Annotated in this window: 19 protein-coding genes; 8 read left to right on the forward strand and 11 right to left on the reverse strand. The window is 41.7% G+C overall.

The features are described from left to right. The first annotated feature begins 42 nt into the window (after positions 1-42). Both plsY and OQX61_RS10860 read left to right on the forward strand, forming a co-directional pair. Positions 43-690, forward strand: a complete 648-nt coding sequence (gene plsY, locus OQX61_RS10855) for a glycerol-3-phosphate 1-O-acyltransferase PlsY (protein ID WP_265841691.1) — start codon at positions 43-45, stop codon at positions 688-690. 12 nt (positions 691-702) lie between these two features. Then, the gene (locus OQX61_RS10860) at positions 703-1,530 is read left to right on the forward strand and encodes a M48 family metallopeptidase (RefSeq protein WP_265841692.1); all 828 of its coding nucleotides are present in this window, start codon (positions 703-705) and stop codon (positions 1,528-1,530) included. A 72-nt stretch (positions 1,531-1,602) separates the two neighbouring features. On the opposite strand, the gene OQX61_RS10865 is transcribed toward OQX61_RS10860, so the two are convergent. From OQX61_RS10865 to OQX61_RS10880, 4 genes are all read right to left on the reverse strand, one after another. Beyond that, the gene (locus OQX61_RS10865; protein ID WP_265841693.1) at positions 1,603-2,856 is read right to left on the reverse strand and encodes an anthranilate synthase component I family protein; all 1,254 of its coding nucleotides are present in this window, start codon (positions 2,854-2,856) and stop codon (positions 1,603-1,605) included. Between the two features lie 78 nt (positions 2,857-2,934). Then, on the reverse strand, positions 2,935-4,212 hold the full coding sequence (locus OQX61_RS10870; RefSeq protein WP_265841694.1) for an adenylosuccinate synthase: 1,278 nt from the start codon (positions 4,210-4,212) through the stop codon (positions 2,935-2,937). 33 nt (positions 4,213-4,245) lie between these two features. Further along, positions 4,246-4,737 (reverse strand): transcriptional repressor, encoded by a 492-nt coding sequence (locus OQX61_RS10875; RefSeq protein ID WP_182960211.1) that lies wholly within the window; start codon positions 4,735-4,737, stop codon positions 4,246-4,248. 63 nt (positions 4,738-4,800) lie between these two features. After that, complete coding sequence (locus OQX61_RS10880; protein ID WP_265841695.1) at positions 4,801-7,011, reverse strand: bifunctional (p)ppGpp synthetase/guanosine-3',5'-bis(diphosphate) 3'-pyrophosphohydrolase; 2,211 nt, start codon at positions 7,009-7,011, stop codon at positions 4,801-4,803. Between the two features lie 342 nt (positions 7,012-7,353). Between OQX61_RS10880 and OQX61_RS10885 the strand changes: the two genes are divergently transcribed. From OQX61_RS10885 to OQX61_RS10900, 4 genes are all read left to right on the forward strand, one after another. Further along, the gene (locus tag OQX61_RS10885; protein WP_265841696.1) at positions 7,354-7,971 is read left to right on the forward strand and encodes a DUF4294 domain-containing protein; all 618 of its coding nucleotides are present in this window, start codon (positions 7,354-7,356) and stop codon (positions 7,969-7,971) included. Between the two features lie 3 nt (positions 7,972-7,974). Further along, positions 7,975-8,472, forward strand: coding sequence for a glutathione peroxidase (locus OQX61_RS10890; RefSeq protein WP_265841697.1), 498 nt, complete (start codon positions 7,975-7,977; stop codon positions 8,470-8,472). A 26-nt stretch (positions 8,473-8,498) separates the two neighbouring features. Further along, positions 8,499-9,215: a bacillithiol biosynthesis deacetylase BshB1 gene (bshB1, locus tag OQX61_RS10895; protein WP_265841698.1), complete on the forward strand. Its 717-nt coding sequence runs from the start codon at positions 8,499-8,501 to the stop codon at positions 9,213-9,215. Positions 9,216-9,360: 145 nt separating this feature from the next. After that, positions 9,361-10,722 (forward strand): acyl-CoA dehydrogenase family protein, encoded by a 1,362-nt coding sequence (locus OQX61_RS10900; protein ID WP_265841699.1) that lies wholly within the window; start codon positions 9,361-9,363, stop codon positions 10,720-10,722. Between the two features lie 42 nt (positions 10,723-10,764). Here the strand turns inward: OQX61_RS10900 and OQX61_RS10905 are convergent, their stop codons facing one another. The 7 genes from OQX61_RS10905 to OQX61_RS10935 form a co-directional block, all read right to left on the reverse strand. Then, a complete protein-coding gene (locus OQX61_RS10905; protein ID WP_265841700.1) occupies positions 10,765-11,169 on the reverse strand; it encodes a hypothetical protein in 405 nt (134 codons plus the stop codon). Beyond that, the gene (lat, locus tag OQX61_RS10910; RefSeq protein ID WP_265841701.1) at positions 11,169-12,500 is read right to left on the reverse strand and encodes an L-lysine 6-transaminase; all 1,332 of its coding nucleotides are present in this window, start codon (positions 12,498-12,500) and stop codon (positions 11,169-11,171) included. The genes OQX61_RS10905 and lat overlap by 1 nt, the downstream gene beginning before the upstream one ends. Before the next feature lie 158 nt (positions 12,501-12,658). Further along, positions 12,659-13,261, reverse strand: coding sequence for a DUF1801 domain-containing protein (locus OQX61_RS10915; protein WP_265841702.1), 603 nt, complete (start codon positions 13,259-13,261; stop codon positions 12,659-12,661). A gap of 22 nt (positions 13,262-13,283) precedes the next feature. Next, positions 13,284-13,850: a DUF4256 domain-containing protein gene (locus tag OQX61_RS10920; protein ID WP_265841704.1), complete on the reverse strand. Its 567-nt coding sequence runs from the start codon at positions 13,848-13,850 to the stop codon at positions 13,284-13,286. A 13-nt stretch (positions 13,851-13,863) separates the two neighbouring features. Further along, positions 13,864-14,247, reverse strand: a complete 384-nt coding sequence (locus OQX61_RS10925; protein WP_265841705.1) for a DoxX family protein — start codon at positions 14,245-14,247, stop codon at positions 13,864-13,866. Positions 14,248-14,253: 6 nt separating this feature from the next. Continuing rightward, the gene (locus OQX61_RS10930; protein ID WP_265841706.1) at positions 14,254-14,721 is read right to left on the reverse strand and encodes an SRPBCC domain-containing protein; all 468 of its coding nucleotides are present in this window, start codon (positions 14,719-14,721) and stop codon (positions 14,254-14,256) included. A 1-nt stretch (position 14,722) separates the two neighbouring features. Next, positions 14,723-15,043 carry a metalloregulator ArsR/SmtB family transcription factor gene (locus tag OQX61_RS10935; RefSeq protein WP_265841707.1) on the reverse strand — a complete coding sequence of 107 codons (321 nt, stop codon included), beginning with the start codon at positions 15,041-15,043 and terminating at the stop codon, positions 14,723-14,725. A gap of 324 nt (positions 15,044-15,367) precedes the next feature. Between OQX61_RS10935 and OQX61_RS10940 the strand changes: the two genes are divergently transcribed. Together OQX61_RS10940 and ligD are read left to right on the forward strand one after the other, a co-directional pair. Continuing rightward, entirely contained in the window at positions 15,368-15,619 is a 252-nt protein-coding gene (locus OQX61_RS10940; protein WP_265841708.1) for a hypothetical protein, read from the forward strand. Between the two features lie 12 nt (positions 15,620-15,631). After that, positions 15,632-18,334: a DNA ligase D gene (gene ligD / locus OQX61_RS10945; protein WP_265841709.1), complete on the forward strand. Its 2,703-nt coding sequence runs from the start codon at positions 15,632-15,634 to the stop codon at positions 18,332-18,334. Positions 18,335-18,343 lie beyond the last annotated feature (9 nt).

Raw genomic sequence — 18,343 nt, forward strand, 5'->3', positions numbered from 1 at the left:
TCATCAGAATTTGATTCTGTTTTTTTACTATAATTGTAGTTAATGATTTCGGTCTATTCTATATCAGCAGTAATTTTAGCATATTTATTTGGGTCTATACCAACTGCGGTATGGCTCGGACAAGCATTTTACGGTGTCGACGTGAGGGAGTATGGTAGTGGAAATGCCGGTGCAACCAATACTTTCAGGGTATTGGGGAAACGTGCAGGGCTTGCCGTGATGACGATAGATATCGCCAAAGGCTATACCGCAACTAAACTTGCCTATTTTATAGGGCTATCCGTTACGGGGCCTCAAAACTCTTCTCAATTTATCAACTATGAACTTGCACTCGGAGTAACTGCTGTAATGGGACATTTGTTCCCGATATTTGCAGGCTTTAGGGGAGGTAAAGGGGTTGCCACACTTTTTGGAATGATTTTGGCAGTTAACTTTCCGGCAGCGATGTTTTGTGTTCTTGTTTTTGTAGTCGTGCTTTTAACGACCAAATATGTGTCTTTAAGCTCCATATGTGCAGGATTTACCTTCCCATTGAGCATTATATTCATTCTTCATTCTTCCATTAAATCGGAAGTATTGTATGGAATGTGTGTTTGTATACTTATTCTGGTCACACATCAAAAGAATCTTGAGCGACTCCTCATGGGCAAAGAATCCAAAGTTTACCTGTTTAAAAAGAAAACAACCTAAAACAAAGAATTCATGAAAGCTTTAAATTTAACGGTCATTGCAGCGGCGATGCTTTCCATCTCCTCGTGTTCCACTGTTCCATTAACCGGACGTAGCAGACTGAGTATTGTGAGTGAAAGTGAAATGCAGGGTGTGGCTGCTCAAAGCTATAGCGCTTTATTGAGAGATCCTAAAACTAAGGTGCTCAACAATGCAGATGCTGCAAGAGTGAAAAGAGTAGGGCAGAAAATTCAGGCTGCGGTTACGAAATATATGAATGCCAATGGTTATGCCGACCAGATTAATGGCTTCAACTGGGAATTTAACCTGATTGATAGTAAAGAGGTAAATGCCTGGTGTATGCCAGGGGGTAAAGTAGCTGTTTACAGCGGTATCTTACCAGTTGCGAAGGATGATGCAGGCTTAGCGACGATTATGGGGCATGAGATCGCACACGCGATTGCACAGCACTCCTCAGAAAGAGCTTCTCAGGCTACTTTAGCTCAGGCTGGAGGCAGTCTTTTAGGCGCAGCTACGGCAGGGAAATCTCAGATGGCTCAGTCCATCATCAACCAGGCTTATGGTTTGGGCGCACAAGGTTTTGTATTGTTACCAAACTCAAGAAAGCAAGAGCTGGAAGCGGATAAATTAGGACTGATCTTTATGGCAATGGCCGGATATGACCCTTCTAATGCAATCTCTTTCTGGCAACGTATGTCTGCGGCAAGTGCAGGTGCTCAAAAACCATCAGAGTTTTTAAGTACTCACCCTTCTGATGCAACACGTATCGCGCAGATTCAGCGACTTTTACCGGAAGCAAGAACCTATATGAACTCTACCACCGGGAAACCGATCAGATAGTTCGGATTTTAAAATATAATGAACAGGCTGTTACCTCCGGGTAACGGCCTTTTTAATGGGCTGAACTTTATTTTAAGCCGTTAGTGTCTGGATAATGGCGGATGCCTTCAACATACATTCTTCATACTCGTCATTAGCATTCGCAGCGTAAGTGATGGCGCCACCAACCTGGAAAGACAGGTGTTTGTTGCTTTCCTGATAAAGGATGCTGCGGATGATCACATTGAAATCGAACTCCCCGGCAGGGCTGATGTATCCGAAAGAACCGGAATAAGCCCCTCTTTTACTCAGTTCATACTTTTCAATGAGTTCCATTGCCCGGATCTTTGGCGCCCCTGTCATAGAGCCCATCGGGAAGGTATTCCTGATGGCCGCAATGAAATGTAAGTCAGGATCGAGCTCACAGCTGATGGTAGAAATCATCTGATGTACCTGTGGAAAGCTATAAATGCCGAAAAGTTCTTCCACTTTGACGCTTCCTTTTAAGGCACTTTTAGTAAGGTCATTGCGAACGAGGTCCACAATCATTACATTCTCCGCCTGTTCTTTTATATTCTCACTTAAGGCCTGTTTGATCTGTTCATCGGCAAAAGCCTCATTGCTACGTCTTGCAGTTCCTTTAATCGGCTGAGAGATCAGCTTGTTGCCGCGCTTGCACAGGAATCTTTCCGGACTGGCAGAGAGGATATATTTGTCATTGATTTTGAAATATCCGGCAAATGGGGTAGGAGACAGCGCATTGAGCTGTTCAAATACATATAAGGGATCGATCTCTGCGTTCCCGGCAAAGAATTCCTGACAATAAGTAACCTCGTAAATATCACCCCGGCTGATGTGTTGATGCAGCTGTTTAATTTTCTCTAAATAGCTGTTTTTATCCATTGTGGCCTGGATAGCTACAGGAGGGAAGGTTTTTGCAGCCGGGACTTCAAAATCAGCGATCTCTTCCAGCAGCTGCGGATCTCCAAGAATCACCTGTACCTGACCATCTTTCCAGGCGATCAGATATTTGGGGACAAAGAAAAATAAGGGAGGGAATTGATGAAAGTCCGGATGATTGGATTGCAACTGCTCGTTCTCGTTCTTCAGGTCGTAGCTAAATAAACCGAACATCCAGGTTTTATGCTGTTCGTAGAAAGCTTGTAAGGCTTCAAATGCGCCTCCAATTTCTTTAGAAAGCACCTGTGTAGCCCCTGCGGCAATGATAAAATCAAATTTCCCGTAAGGGTCGGTATAATTGTTGGAGTCTAAACAGCAGCAGATGTCAAAAGTATTAGCCCAATGCAGGGCTTTACTTTTAAATAACGATAATTCCAGATGGCTCATTTCGTTGCAAAGGTAACGGAAAAGCGGGTATAAAAAAAGGCGGCCATTGGCCGCCTTTAGGATATCAGAAAATAATTTCTAGATCAATTCTAAGGTTTGAACTCTATCTGGTCCAACAGAAAGATATTTTACCGGTACTTCCAGTTCTTTCTCCAGGAAAGCAATGTAAGAAGCAAGGTTTGCAGGAATTTCTTCTACTTTATTGATCTTGGTTACATCAGTTTTCCAACCTGCGATCGCTTTTAAAACTGGCGTAGGTTTTACAGAAATGATGTCGTATGGCATATAATCAATAGTTTCACCATTGTGCTCATAATGCGTACAGGCATAAATGGTATCAAAACCATCCAATACATCTGCTTTCATCATGATCAGCTCAGTTACTCCGTTTAGCATGATCGCGTATTTTAATGCAGGGATATCAATCCATCCACAACGACGGGCACGGCCTGTTGTTGCTCCGAATTCATGACCTACCTGACGTAGGTTTTCACCAACTTCGTCATCCAGTTCCGTAGGGAACGGACCACCACCAACACGTGTACAGTAAGCTTTGAAGATACCATATACATTGCCGATTCTGTTTGGCGCAATACCTAAACCAGTACAAGCACCGGCAGTAGTCGTGTTTGAAGAAGTTACAAATGGATAAGAACCAAAGTCGATGTCCAATAATGTTCCTTGTGCACCTTCTGCCAATACTTTCTTTCCTTCTTTAAGGAAACCATTAACATAATGCTCACTATCTACATGAGGAATGCTTTTGATAAACTCAATTGCTTCAAAGAATGCAGCTTCTTTTTCAGTCAGATCGTATTCGAATTCATAATGAGAAAGAATCTCTTTATGTTTCTCTACTAATTTGTTGTAACGTTCCTTGAAATCAGGAAGGGTAGTATCACCTACTCTTAATCCGTTACGACCGGTTTTGTCCATATAAGTCGGACCAATACCTTTTAGTGTAGAACCGATTTTGTCCTTACCCATTCTTTGCTCATTTGCAGCATCCAATAATTGGTGCGTTGGCAAAATCAAATGTGCTTTACGGGCAATAACCAATTTCCCTTTTGCGATCGGATCATGTCCGGCAGCTTTAAGGTTGTCTAACTCTCTTTTTAGAATGATCGGGTCAATAACCACACCATTACCAATAAGATTCATTGTTTTTTCATTGAAAATACCTGATGGAATGGTATTTAAAACAAACTTTTTGCCATCAAACTCTAAAGTATGTCCGGCATTCGGACCGCCTTGAAAACGAGCTATCAAATCATATTGAGGACTTAATACATCAACAATTTTTCCCTTGCCTTCATCGCCCCATTGCAGGCCCAGAAGCACGTCTACTTGCGTCATTATTTAAATTTGAAATATTATAAATTGGATATGTTAACTTGCATGTTTTATTTCGCTATTCTGATTGTTCATTGCATTCTTTGCAGTGCAATCGAAACAAACGCCATAAAGATTCAGTGAGTGGTGTTTAATTTCAAACTTCAGCAATTCACCAACCATACTCTGTATCTGATGAATACGCGGATCGCAGAATTCTACTACTTTCCCGCAGTCAATACAAATGATATGGTCATGCTGATGATAGCCGTAAGATTTCTCAAACTGCGCCATGTTTTTACCAAACTGATGTTTAGTTACCAGATCACAGGAAACCAATAACTCTAAAGTGTTGTATACAGTAGCTCTGCTAACACGATATTTTTGGTTTTTCATGTGGATATAGAGCGTCTCTACATCGAAATGGTCATCTCTGGAATATATTTCTTCTAAGATGGCAAAACGTTCCGGTGTTTTTCTCAGACTCTTATTTTCGAGGTAAGCTTCGAAAATTTTTCTTACTAACTCGCTGTTGTGGTTTGTAGACATAGTTTTTAAACTCCTTTCAAAGGTACCAATTTTTATATATACCTGTATGTTTTATTCGTTTTTTTAGGCATCAAAACGGGTAACAGCCGTTACGCCTTTTACTTCCAACAGATTTTTGATCAGGTTGTCTAAGTGTTCTTTATCATTTACATAGACCATAATTGAGCCATCAAAGATGCCATTATCTGTGTCGACGGTAATAGAACGCATGTTTACCTTGAAATCTCCGGAAATCACCTTCGTGATATTATTGATCAAACCTACGTCATCTATTCCGATAATATGCAATCCGGTTAAGAACGTGAGCTCCTGCTGACGGTTCCATTTGGCTTTGATCACGCGGTACCCGTAATTGGCCATCAGCTGTGCTGCATTCGGACAATTGGTACGGTGGATTTTGATTCCCTCATTTACCGTTACAAAGCCAAAAACATCATCACCAGGGATCGGATTACAACAGGCAGCCAGCGTGTAGTCGATCTTTTGAAGGTCTTCACCAATCAAAAGAATGTCAGACTCCGGTCCTTTTACTTTATTCAGTAAAGCTTCAATCTTTTGATTGTCGCTCTTCTCAGAAGAACCCCTGTTTTCAATCTCTTTTTCACTAGCCAGGTAATCTTTCAGGTCTTTCAACTCAATCTTTCCTTTCGCAACCGCAATGAAAAGCTCCTGGGTAGATGGAAGTTTGAAGAAGTAAGACAGCTTGTTCAGGTTGTCTGTATTGTAAGTGATCTTTAATGATTTCAACTTACGCTCCAGTGTTTCTTTACCCTGATCCGCAATTTTCCTTTTTTCTTCTTTTAATGAAGACTTGATCTTAGATTTAGCCTTGGCCGTCACCACAATATTCAGCCAATCTTCTTTTGGCGTCTGTTTACTCGAAGTGATAATCTCTACCTGATCTCCATTCTGTAATTTGTAGGATAAAGGAACCAGCTTATGGTTCACTTTTGCACCAATACATTTGGCACCTACATCGGTGTGAATTTCAAAAGCAAAATCTAATGCAGTAGCGCCCAATGGCAATTGAAGTAAGGCTCCTTTTGGGGTGAAAATGAAAATCTCATCAGAGAAGAGGTTCATTTTGAAGTCATCCAGGAAGTCTAAAGCATTTGCTTCCGGATTGTTCAACATCTCTCTGACTTTCATGATCCATTGATCCAGACCATTGTCATTGCTGGATTCTTTATATTTCCAGTGTGCAGCAAATCCTTTTTCAGCAATCTCATTCATCCGTTGTGTACGGATCTGAACTTCTACCCACTGGCCTTTAGGGCCCATTACGGTAGTATGGAGTGATTCATAACCGTTTCCTTTTGGAGAGGAGACCCAGTCGCGTAAACGATCCGGATTTGGACGGTATAAATCGGTCACAATAGAATAAGCCTTCCAGCAATCTGCTTTTTCATTTTCCGGAGCACTGTCCAGAATGATCCTGATGGCGAAAAGGTCATATACTTCCTCAAAAGGAATGTTTTTACTTTTCATCTTGTTCCAGATGGAATGGATGGATTTCGGGCGGCCATAAATATCGGCCGTCAATCCTTGTTCCGCCAGGATCTCATTGATTGGCTCCACAAATCTTTTGATAAATAAAGTCCTTTCGGCCTTTTTCTCATTCAGTTGTGTCGCAATGTATTTATAAGTGTCTGGCTCCAGATATTTCATGGAAAGATCTTCCAGCTCAGATTTAATGGCATATAATCCCAGGCGATGGGCCAGGGGAGCGTAAAGGTAAATGGTTTCTGAAGCGATTTTCAACTGCTTATGTCTGGGCATAAAGTCCATCGTCCGCATATTGTGTAAACGATCGGCCAGTTTGATCAGAATCACCCGCACATCATCCGCCAGTGTCAGTAACATCTTGCGGAAATTCTCCGCCTGTAAAGAGCTGTTGTAATCAAAAACACCGGATATTTTGGTCAGACCATCGATGATTTTGGCAGTTTTCTTACCAAATTCGCGCTCAATATCTTCCAGTGTGATGTCTGTATCTTCTACTACATCATGTAATAAGGCGCATACAATCGAAGTGGTTCCTAATCCGATCTCTTCTGCGGCGATCTGTGCAACAGCAATAGGGTGGTATATATAAGGCTCACCAGATTTTCTACGCATATTTTTATGGCTTTCCAATGCCATATCAAATGCCTTTCTGATTTCCTTTTTATCCCCCCTCTGAAGTGTTGGCTTACAGGCACGCAAAAGCGCACGGTATCGCTTCAGGATCTCTTGCTTCTCTGCTTCTAAATCAATCACTAGTGTGTTCTTCATCAATCTATAATTGTTTTTCGGTAAATTATCGGTTACGGATCGCGCTTCAAAGGGCAAATGAACCTAAAATTTTACTCAAATGCTAGTTTATTGCCCCTATACTTTTATTAATATAAGCTTTTTGTAAAGATCCTGTTGACATACACAATAATTCATCCAATTTTCAGTTTCTCTAATCGTTAATTGCTGTTCGTTCTTAACCGGTCATTTTGTGTAATGATCATTGGCATTCCATTTGTATAATTTACGCCGGGATGATAAGCTTTCCTGGTGAAAACTATATCTTAGACTTGTAATCAAAGTATATATTAAATTAGCCTTAACTTGAAGAGGTATAAATTTATGAAATTTTATAGGTTGTTTTTTCTGTCAATTGTCATGATTACAGCTGCTTCTGCTAAAGCGCAGACAAGTGATGCAACTGTGAAATACCCTGTATTGGGGAAAAACGACACCATTCGTGTGGCTTCTACCAATGAAGGTGGGGAGATGATCCCCTGGATTCCACTTAATGAGGTGGTGATCTATGCCTATCGTGTATTCAAGACTCCCGCAGATCGTGCTGCTTATAACCGTTTGCGTTACAATGTGATGAAGGTAATGCCTTATGCGCTGTATGCAAAGCGCAGATATGAGCAGCTGGAAAAAGACCTTGCGCTGGCAACCGATAAAAAGACACAAAAGGGCCTCGTTAAACAGTGTGATAAAGAGATCAAAGAGATGTTTAACAGAGAGATTAAGGAACTGACCATTTCCCAGGGACAGATTTTGACGAAACTGATCGACCGGGAAGTAGGACGCACCACGTATGAAATTGTAAAAGAAACTAAAGGAGGCATCACGGCCTTTTTATACCAATCAGTAGCCAGAGTAGTTGGCCATAACCTAAAAAGTAAATACAACCCATCTGAAGAGCGGGATATCGAGGCAATCATTCTTTCTTCCGGGTTTTACCAGTAAAATATGTCGGATCACCCAAAAAGTATACACCAGTTTAAGGTAAAATTAATCAGTGGAACAGAAAAGAACCTTTCAGATTATAAAGATAAAAACTTACTAATTGTCAATATTGCTTCGGCTTGTGGTTTTGTACCTCAGCTAAAGGAATTACAGCAGTTGAGGGAAGAACTGAAAGCTCAGGATTTTGAAGTGCTTGCCTTTCCTTCCAATGATTTCGGCAGACAAGAACCTTTAGAAGGCGCCGGAATTCAGGAATTCTGTGAGCTTAATTATGGGGTAGAATTCCCCGTCTTTGAGAAAACAATGGTCAGAGGAGCACATGCCCATCCATTGTTTAAATTCCTTGGAGATAAAAAACTCAACGGACACGTGTCCTCCACCCCAAGATGGAACTTCCATAAGTATCTGATCAATAAACAGGGGGAAGTGGTGGACTATTTCTTTCCCTTCACCAAACCATTGTCCACCAAAGTAAAGAAGAAGATCCAGCGATTGGGATAACAACAGGCCCACAATTTTTATACGTTATGAAATTAGATATATTAGTCCTTGCCGTTCACCCGGACGACGCAGAATTAGGCTGTTCCGGAACAATAGCAAAACACATTGCCCTCGGTAAAAAGGTGGGAATTATTGATTTTACCAGAGGTGAATTAGGTACAAGAGGCTCCGCAGAAATCAGAGATGCGGAAGCTGCAGACTCCGCAAAGATTCTGGGTATCCATGCCCGTGAAAATCTGCGTTTCAGAGATGGTTTCTTTACCAATGATGAAGAACATCGCCTCGCCATCGTCAGAATGATCCGTAAATATCAGCCGGAAATTATTTTAACCAATGCGCTCCACGACAGACATCCCGATCATGGACGTGCCGGCGATCTCAGTAATGATGCCTGTTTCTTATCTGGCCTTCCTAAAATTCATACCGAAATTGATGGATTGGTACAGGAAGCCTGGAGACCGAGATTGGTGCTGCAATACATTCAGGACAGGTATATTGAACCTGATATCATTATCGATATTACGCCTTATATTCAAATAAAAATTGATTCGATCAAGGCATTTAAAACACAGTTTTTTAATCCGGATCATGAGGAACAGGAAACTTATATCTCTTCACCGGACTTCTTCGACAGCGTGATTGGTCGTGCCCGTGAGTTTGGTAAATCTATTGGCGCTACTTATGGAGAAGGCTTTACTTCCCGTAAATTGCTCGGTGTAAATGACCTTTTCAATTTAAGCTAATTCTATTGCATATAGCGGCTCTTCTTTCCAAAGAAGGGCTTTTTTTGTTTTTTAACGGTGGATATCTTTCTTTTTCAAAAGCAGCCGTCTTCCTCAAAAACTAACAAAATCGTCTTTTTGATGTTTTAAATAGAAACAGCAAAATATGGCGAATATCTTTTCTTCCCTTAAAAATGCATACACGCTTTTTAAAAGTGTAGACTTCCAAAAACTGGAGGCCCTTTCTAAAAAGGTCGACCTGACTAAAATTGTAGATTCGGTATCCAATCTTGACGAGACACAGTTGCAAGGGCTCATGAAAATGATCGGAACATCGCATAAACAGCGCGAGCTTCCGCCTATTGAAGGTGATTTTTACCACCTCGGTGAGGAAGCTTTAAAAGCCGAAGACCGTGCCTTACAGCTTAAAGTAAGAGAATTTCTGGAGAGGGAAGTGAAACCTGTGGTCAATAAATACTGGTTGAAAGCAGAATTTCCTTTTGAACTGATTCCCGGAATTGCGGAGCTCAATATCTGCGGCCTGACCTACAAAGGATATGGCTGTCCAGATAAATCAAATTTAATGGAGGGTATTCTGGCGATGGAAATGGCCAGGGTAGATACCTCTATGTCTACTTTTTTTGGCGTGCAAAGCGGACTGGCGATGGGCTCTATCTATTTGTTAGGCTCAGAAGCGCAGAAAGACGAATGGCTGCCAGGGATGCAGCAGATGAAAACGATCGGGGCTTTCGGCCTGACGGAGCCGGAAGTTGGCTCAGGAGTAGCCGGCGGTTTAACCACTACGGCGAAGCGCCAGGGCAATAAATGGATCTTAAACGGGCAGAAGAAATGGATTGGGAATGCGACTTTTTCTGATGTTACCATTATCTGGGCCAGAGACCTGGATGATCAGGAGGTAAAAGGCTTTTTGGTCAGAAAAGGAACCAAAGGTTTTGCGGTAGAGAAAATGATGGATAAAATGGCACTCAGAATCGTGCAGAACGGACTGATCACACTAACCAATTGTGAGGTAGAAGAAGAGGACCGTCTTCAAAATGCAAATTCCTTTAAAGATACAGCGAAGGTGTTAAAGATGACAAGGGCAGGAGTGGCCTGGCAGGCGGTAGGCTGCGCCAGAGGAGCCTATGAAAGTGCGCTACATTATACACGGACCAGAAAACAGTTCGGTAAGCCCATCGCTTCTTTTCAATTGATTCAGAACCATCTCGTGGAAATGTTGTCTAACCTGACGGCCATGCAGACCCTTTGTTTCCGCTTATCGCAACTTCAGGATCAAAATCTGTTAACCGACGAGCATGCTTCTTTAGCGAAGGTATTCTGTTCCATGCGTACCAGAGATGTGGTGAGCAGGGCAAGAGAAGTAATGGGTGGAAACGGGATTTTACTGGAGTATGATGTGGCACGTTTCGTCGCAGATGCGGAAGCCATTTACTCTTATGAAGGAACTAAAGAAATTAATACTTTAATCGTAGGCAGGGCCATTACCGGCTTTTCTGCGTTTGTCTAACCGGGTTTTAAACGGATTTATGGCCGCCTTTATAAGAGAACCCTATTTGAAAGGGTATCTGGTTAAACTTGTATTGCCCATTGCGCTTTTTTCGAAAAGGGCAATACAAGCACCATTATAAGAAGGGTCAAAGTTAACTTTCCCCGGGCTTAACTGATTTGGAACCGCTGTACCTTTCATGAAGAAGTAAACTTTGGTATTTCCCCCTTTGTGGTGGGGCTTGAAATTACCATAAGTCTCCATTTCAGACCAGAGGGTGTCTTTTACGGTCACCGTAAATACGTATTGTATCGGGCCGGTATTGTTTTCGTTCCGGTAATGCGCCACCTCTTTAAACTCTCCTTTCAGATCGTCAATCCCCGGTTGGGTAAAGGTGCCCTTCATCATCCATCCCACTAACACTAAAATCAGTACACTCAGAAAAATATTAAACTTTTTATTACGCATTATAAAGTTGGTAAAATTTTATTCATCACCTCCATTCCTTCATCGATATGCTTTTTCTCTATGCAGAGCGATGGTCTGAAACGGATGGTCTGGTTTCCACAGCCTAAAAACATCACCTTGTTTTCCATTCCTTTCTGGACGAAAGCATTGCGCATTTCTTTGCTTGGGAAGTCAAAAGCACAAAGTAAGCCTTTTCCTCTTACATTGGTCACCTTATCATGTTTTTGAGCAAACTGCTCCAGATTTTCTTTCAGATACTGACCTACAACTGTTGCGTTATCGCAAAGCTGATCTTCCTCCAGGATCTGTAAAATCTGAGTAGAACGCACCATGTCTACCAGGTTACCACCCCAGGTGGAATTGATTCTTGAGGGCACATGGAAGACATTGGTTTCAATCTGATCCACTTTATCACCGACTAAAATCCCACATACCTGCATCTTCTTACCGAAAGCAAGAATATCCGGGCGTGCTTTTTCACTATAATGCTGGTGGCACCAGAACTTACCTGTTAAGCCGACACCGGTTTGAACCTCATCATAAATCAAAAAGGCCTCGTTTTCATCGGCAAGGGTTTTCAGTTGAATCAAAAACTCTTCGCGCAAATGGTTGTCGCCACCTTCCGACTGAATCGGCTCTACAATGATCGCACAGATGTCATCTTTATTTTCTGCAAAAGCCTGTTTAATCTGTGCAATGGATACTTCTTCTGTCGAAATTACTTTCTTTAGGTTTTCATCCTGCAAAGGAAACCTTACCGTAGGTACAGAAACCCTTGGCCAGTCGAACTTGGCAAACCATTTGGTTTTATCAGGCAGTGTATTCGTTAAACTAAGTGTATATCCTGTCCGGCCATGAAAGGCTTTTTCAAAATGAAGGACTTTAAAACCTTTCTCTTCTTTATACCCTTTGGCAAAGTTCTTTTGAACTTTCCAGTCCATCGCTACTTTAATGGCATTTTCAACGGCTAAACCACCACCGGCAATGAAAAAAGCATGAGGGAGGTAGGAAGGAATCCCAATCTTAGAAAAAGTAGCTACAAATTGCGCGTACTGTTGCGTATAAACATCAGAATTGGAAGGGTTGGATAATGCAGCCAACAACAGGTTTTTCTTGAATGCTTCATCATTGATCATTTTAGGGTGGTTATATCCCAAAGGAACAGACGCAAAACAAGTAAAGAAATCCAGTAAATTTCTTTTGTATTTCGAATCGTAGATGTAAGCGCCCTGGCTTTTCTCTATATCATAGGTGAGGTCATAGCCATCTGCTAAAATATGTTTGCTTAAAGTCTCTTTTACCTGATCCGGACCTACAGTTAGTTGATACATAAAATCTATATTTTGGTGTAATCAAATTTAACAAAATGTGCCAAATAAACAAATGCAGGCGGTTTTTGGTCTGAAAATGTAAAATCATACTTTAGATCGTTTAAAGTATGATTTTGGTATGGATTGGATTCTGGTCTAACAAATGTTTTTGTTTTTTTTTAAGTGGTTTCATCTTTTAAGCCCTTTCCCCGGAGAATCTGAGGGATACATTTTTCGACCCTTGATTCCCGGGTTTTCGACTGCTTAGGTGCAGAAAAGTAAAGTAAGTAAGCGCGTTGCCTTCCTGGTGTCAATGCTTCAAATGCAGTCTTCAATACCGGAATTGCTGTTAATTTATGTTCAAACTCCTCAGCAACGGGGAATGCTGTCGTCTTTTTTAAAGCCACTTTCAAGCCTGCTTTTTCCAGTTCAATAGCTTCATAGATATAGGCTTTCAATATGGCCTTTTGCTCAACAATTTCCAGAACATTTTTAAAGCGAGCCTGGCGAGCCGCTTGTACATTCTTCGTTTGTTGGATTAAAATGCCATGAGCATCATTTAATAAGGCTCCTTTGAAAAATAAAAACGCACAATATTCTTTAAAATCATGGATTAAAACAATGTTTTTTCCATTTAAACTATAGCAGGGGACGCCCCATTTCAATTCTTCATTAAGGCCACAGTCCAGAGCGATCAATCTCAATTGCTCCAGTTCCTGCTGCCAGGTTTGGGCTTTGGTAAAATAAAAGTCTACCTTCGGGTTTCTATGGTCAGTTGTCATAAATTTTATCTTTTTTGAAGATTTAAACCCTTAACGAACCACGGAATCCTCTGGCGGCATAGTAAGAGTCTGCGCCATTGTGATACTTGAAAACATGATCATAACGTCTATCCCCAAATATGGCGCCACCGAGTGCTCTGATCTCTGCAGGTGTTTTCAGCCAGGTTGAGGTTTTTAAATCGAATTTTCCCAGCTTTTGTAGGTCCCGATATTCCTCTTCTGTTAAAATCTCAATGCCCATCGCTGTTGCCATATCAATAGCGTTATTTTTCGGCTTATGTTCTTTCCTTGATTCCAATGCTTCATAATCGTAGCAAATACTTCTGCGACCTTTAGGGCTTTCTGCTGCGCAATCATAGAAAATGTATTCGCCTGTTTTTGTATCATAACCAATGACATCCGGTTCACCACCAGAGATCTCCATTTCATCCAGCGACCAGAGTTTTGCAGGATCAGCTTCCAGTTTTGCCTGTACTTCAGCCCATGTTATACCCTTATGGCGGTTGTTGTTTTTCTCAAAACGGTCCTTTAACGTTTTAAGTAACTCTTCACGTTGTACTGTCGACAACTCCTTTTGATTGCTATTCATGTTGGTTCTGTTTTTATCGATGAATTGAAATTAATTTTCTATCCTCAGCTCTGAAATACCAGGATAACACGGTCAGGATAAGCAATAACAATGAAGGGAATATTTTGTTCAATGGATTACCCGATGCAATCTGTGAAAATATCGCTCCCGACATTGCAAAGAAAAACCCTGCATATGCCCATTCTTTTAGTAAGGTGAATTTAGGAATTAGTACGGCTATCACGCCTGAAATTTTCCAGATTCCCAGTAGGGTCAGGAAATAAACAGGGTAGCCCAACTGTGTGATGTTATCGACTTCGGCTTTTACTTTTAATAACTGTACTGTTCCTGTGGATAGCATTCCCAGGGCAAGCCAGAGCGTAGCAATCCAATAAATGATTTTATTTCTCTTATCCATGATCGCTTATTTTAATTTGTTGGCAATGTCCTGCAATCGGTTATGTGCCCTATTCAGGCCGGGAGCAAAACCTAATTTCATCATTTGATTTCTGAGTGCAACTGATCTGTAGACGATATGCATGCTGAGTTTACTGGTGGTAGGGCCAAGTTTTTCAAACTCCAGGAACTCCAGCTGAGTCTCAAAAGGCGAATTCTCCATTTCAAATGTCCGCGTGATTTTTTGGTTTGGAATACACTCATGGATTACCCCATTGGCCTGAAAGACCACCTTCCCGGTTGCATCGCTGGTTTCAAACCGGTAACTACCATGATTTTCATTTTCTAGTTTGATCACTTTCGTTCCCATCCATTGCGCCACAATTTCGGGTTCCACATAAGCTTTAAATAGCAAGTCCAATGGCAAATCAAATTCCCTGGTGATTACTAATTCCTGTTTGCCATCTTCGGCATGAATTTTTGTTTTCTGTTCCATGTTATTCGCTTTTATATCCTTTCATGATGTTTTCTAATTTGTTGAAACGCTCTTCCCACATCTTGCGGAATGGTTCAATGTAATCGGCCACTTCTTTCATTTTTTCCGGATTAATATGGTAGTGAATTTCCCTGCCGTTTTGCTCCTGTTTCAGCAGTTCGCACTCGCTGAGTATTTGCAAATGCTTTGAAACCGTTGGTCTGGCCGTATCAAAGTTGGCTGCTATGGCTCCGGCACTCATGGATTGGGAGGCAAGCAATACCAGTATGGCTCTTCTGGTCGGATCTGCCAGGGCTTGAAATACGTCTCGTCTTAAATTCATCGTGTAGCTATTTGACTACTAATTTACGTGTAGTTATTTAACTACGCAAATCTTTTTTTTGCTTTTTTAAAACCTAACTTATTTTGTATTTGGTTGTTGTACAGTGTGATGTTGCTTGTTACTGCCCTCCGTGTGAACAAGATATTGCTTTGTCAAAATCGAAAATTGGAGAAACCATTCTTTCCTGTGCTTGTTTTTAGGGTTTAAGAAAACAAGGTAATTGTGGAGGGATTAAACCACAAAATCCGATTATTTGAATCAATTGTCAAATTTAAAGATCCGATTAAGGAAAAATCATCAATTCTTTAACTCAACTCAATAATTATGCAAATTGAAGTAAAAGAACCTGGAACAGGGGTGTTGTTACACCTGGACGCGAAACCTGAAAACTATCAGGGAAAGCATGGAATGAGGATTAGATATCCAAATGGCGCTAGTTTTTTTATCATAGCGCAATCCGGAGCCTGGCGCTCTGCTGATCATCACCATGTGGCCCCAAGATTCCTCATCAATATCGGCATGGCGCTAGAGGGAAGAACGCTCAGTGAACAGGTGATCGATCCCCTGAATATTTAACCCTTCAAAGAAATGAGTCTTACTGAATATAAGAAGAAACGTTCTTTTAAAGCCACATCCGAACCCGAAGGCGGAAAAGGAACAGGGGAAACCTTGCGGTTTGTTGTTCAGAAACATGATGCTTCCCATCTTCATTATGATTTTCGTCTGGAAATGGAGGGGGTCCTGAAAAGCTGGGCCATTCCAAAAGGTCCATCTACGGATCCTGAAATCAAGCGACTGGCGATGATGGTGGAAGATCATCCTTATGACTATCGGAATTTTGAAGGTATAATCCCTAAAGGACAGTATGGTGGAGGAACCGTGATCGTATGGGATGAGGGGACGTATACTCCTTTTGAGCCTGAATCTACTGACTTGAAAAAACAGGAAAAACAAATGCTCCATCAGTTACATAGTGGAAAGCTTCATTTTGTACTCAACGGCAAGAAATTGAAAGGCGCTTTTGCCCTGGTAAAAGCTTATGGTAAAGGGGATAATTCCTGGTTGTTGATGAAGCTGGACGATAAATATGCGAAAGCAACAGACGTACTTTTAAAAGACAAATCGGTCATCTCCGGGAAAAGTATTGTGCAAATGGAAAAGCAGCCGGATCAGGTTTATGGAAAGACTAAAAGGCCAAAAGATAAAGCTGTAGATCCTGCTGCTGAAAAAATCAGTAAAGTCCTGAAAAATGAAAGCAGCAATATCGAACCTGCTGGAAACAAAGTTCAGCGTTTGCTGAATAAAGCCGTTAAGGCCCCTTTTCCTGATCAGGTTGAGCCTATGTTGGCCACCCTGGTGGATGAACCTTTCGACGAACCCGGTTGGCTTTATGAAGTCAAATGGGATGGCTATCGTGCCCTTGCTTTTCTTCATCAAGCTGAAGTGGAACTTAAATCCCGCAACGATAAATCTTATAAGGATAGGTTTTACCCCATCTGTGAGGCCTTGAAGGAATGGGGAATAAATGCGGTTATTGATGGGGAAGTAGTGGTTTTAAATGAAAAGGGCAGCGCTGATTTTGCGGCCTTACAAAACTGGCATAGCGACGCTGATGGAGAACTGGGGTATTATGTTTTTGATATACTATGGTATGAGGGCTACGATCTGAGCGGGCTGCCGCTGTTGGACCGGAAAGCAATTCTTGCGGAACTTGTGCCTCCCGGATCAGCTGTGTTAATAAGTAAGTACTTTGAAACTTCAGGCATTGCTTTTTTGGATGCGGCAAAGCGTGCCGGATTGGAGGGGGTCATGGCAAAACGAATGGATAGCCGGTACCGTAGCGGAAACCGAAGCGAGGATTGGTTAAAGATCAAAGCCAATCATCGTCAGGAGGTGGTAATTGGAGGTTTTACTAAAAATGAAGATAGTCTCAGGCCTTTTAGTTCGCTGTTGGTCGGGGTTTTTGAGAAAGGGAAATTGCGCTATACCGGAAAGATCGGCACCGGTTTTAGTCTTAAAAGCCAGAAGGAAATGATGGAACAGTTTCAGCCCTTAATTATAGCGGAACCGGTGTTTGCCAGGGAGCCGGATGTGAATAAGACCAGCCCTTTCCGATACAATGCTCCGAAAGCAGTGGCCACCTGGTTAAAGCCAGAACTGATCTGCGAGGTGAGTTTTACGGAAATGACAGCAGATGGCGTCATGAGACATCCTTCTTTTGAAGGAATGAGAGGAGACAAAGCTGCGGAAGATGTACTCATGGAAAATGCAGCAGACACGGATAAAGTGATTCATAAAAATAATATGGAAGCAACGAAAGAGAAAGCAGGCAGAAAAGGAGCTCCAAAAACGTTGCTCATTCCTGAAGAAGAAACACAGGTTAAAAAAATAAATGGACACGCTTTGACATTCAGTAACCTGAACAAAGTATTCTGGCCGCTGGAAAAGATCACTAAGCGTGATTTAATCAACTATTACCATCAGATCGCCCCTTTTATATTGCCTTACCTGGTAGACCGGCCCCAGTCTTTAAATCGTTACCCTAACGGAATTACCGGCAAAAGTTTTTACCAGAAAGATGTGACAGATATGGCCCCGGAATGGTTGCACACTTATTTGTACCACAGTGAAGGTAATGATGCTGATAAACACTTTCTTTTGGGCGATGATGAAGCGAGCTTGTTGTATATGGTTAACCTGGGCTGTATAGAGCTCCACCCCTGGAACAGTACCATTCATAAACCAGATCATCCAACCTGGTGTATCCTGGATCTGGACCCTGATAAAACTTCTTTTGAACAGGTGATTCAGGCTGCGCAGGTCACTAAAGCCGTTTTGGATGATATGGGGGTCCCTTCGTACTGCAAAACGAGTGGCTCTACCGGTTTACATATTTATATTCCAATGGGCAATAAATATACCTATGAGCAGAGTAAAGAATTTGCCAGGATCATTGTGACGCTTGTTAACAGAGCGCTACCGGAGTTCACCAGTCTGGAGCGGGTAGTGGCTAAACGAAAAGGTAAAATGTACCTTGACTTCTTGCAAAACAGGGCTCATGCGACTATTGCAGCCCCATATTCACTCCGTCCGAAACCCGGTGCAACTGTTTCCATGCCACTGCATTGGGAGGAACTGAAAAAAGGCTTGCAAATGAAAGATTTTACGATTTTCAATGCAGTAGCCAGAGCACATGAAATGGGAGATATTTTTAAGCCGGTATTGGGGAAAGGAATCGACCTCATGGCCATCATTAAAAACAATAAAAAGGAGGATGTGTTATTGAAATAGTATCATTAA

The organism is Pedobacter sp. PLR (assembly GCF_026239675.1).
Classification (GTDB): domain Bacteria; phylum Bacteroidota; class Bacteroidia; order Sphingobacteriales; family Sphingobacteriaceae; genus Pedobacter.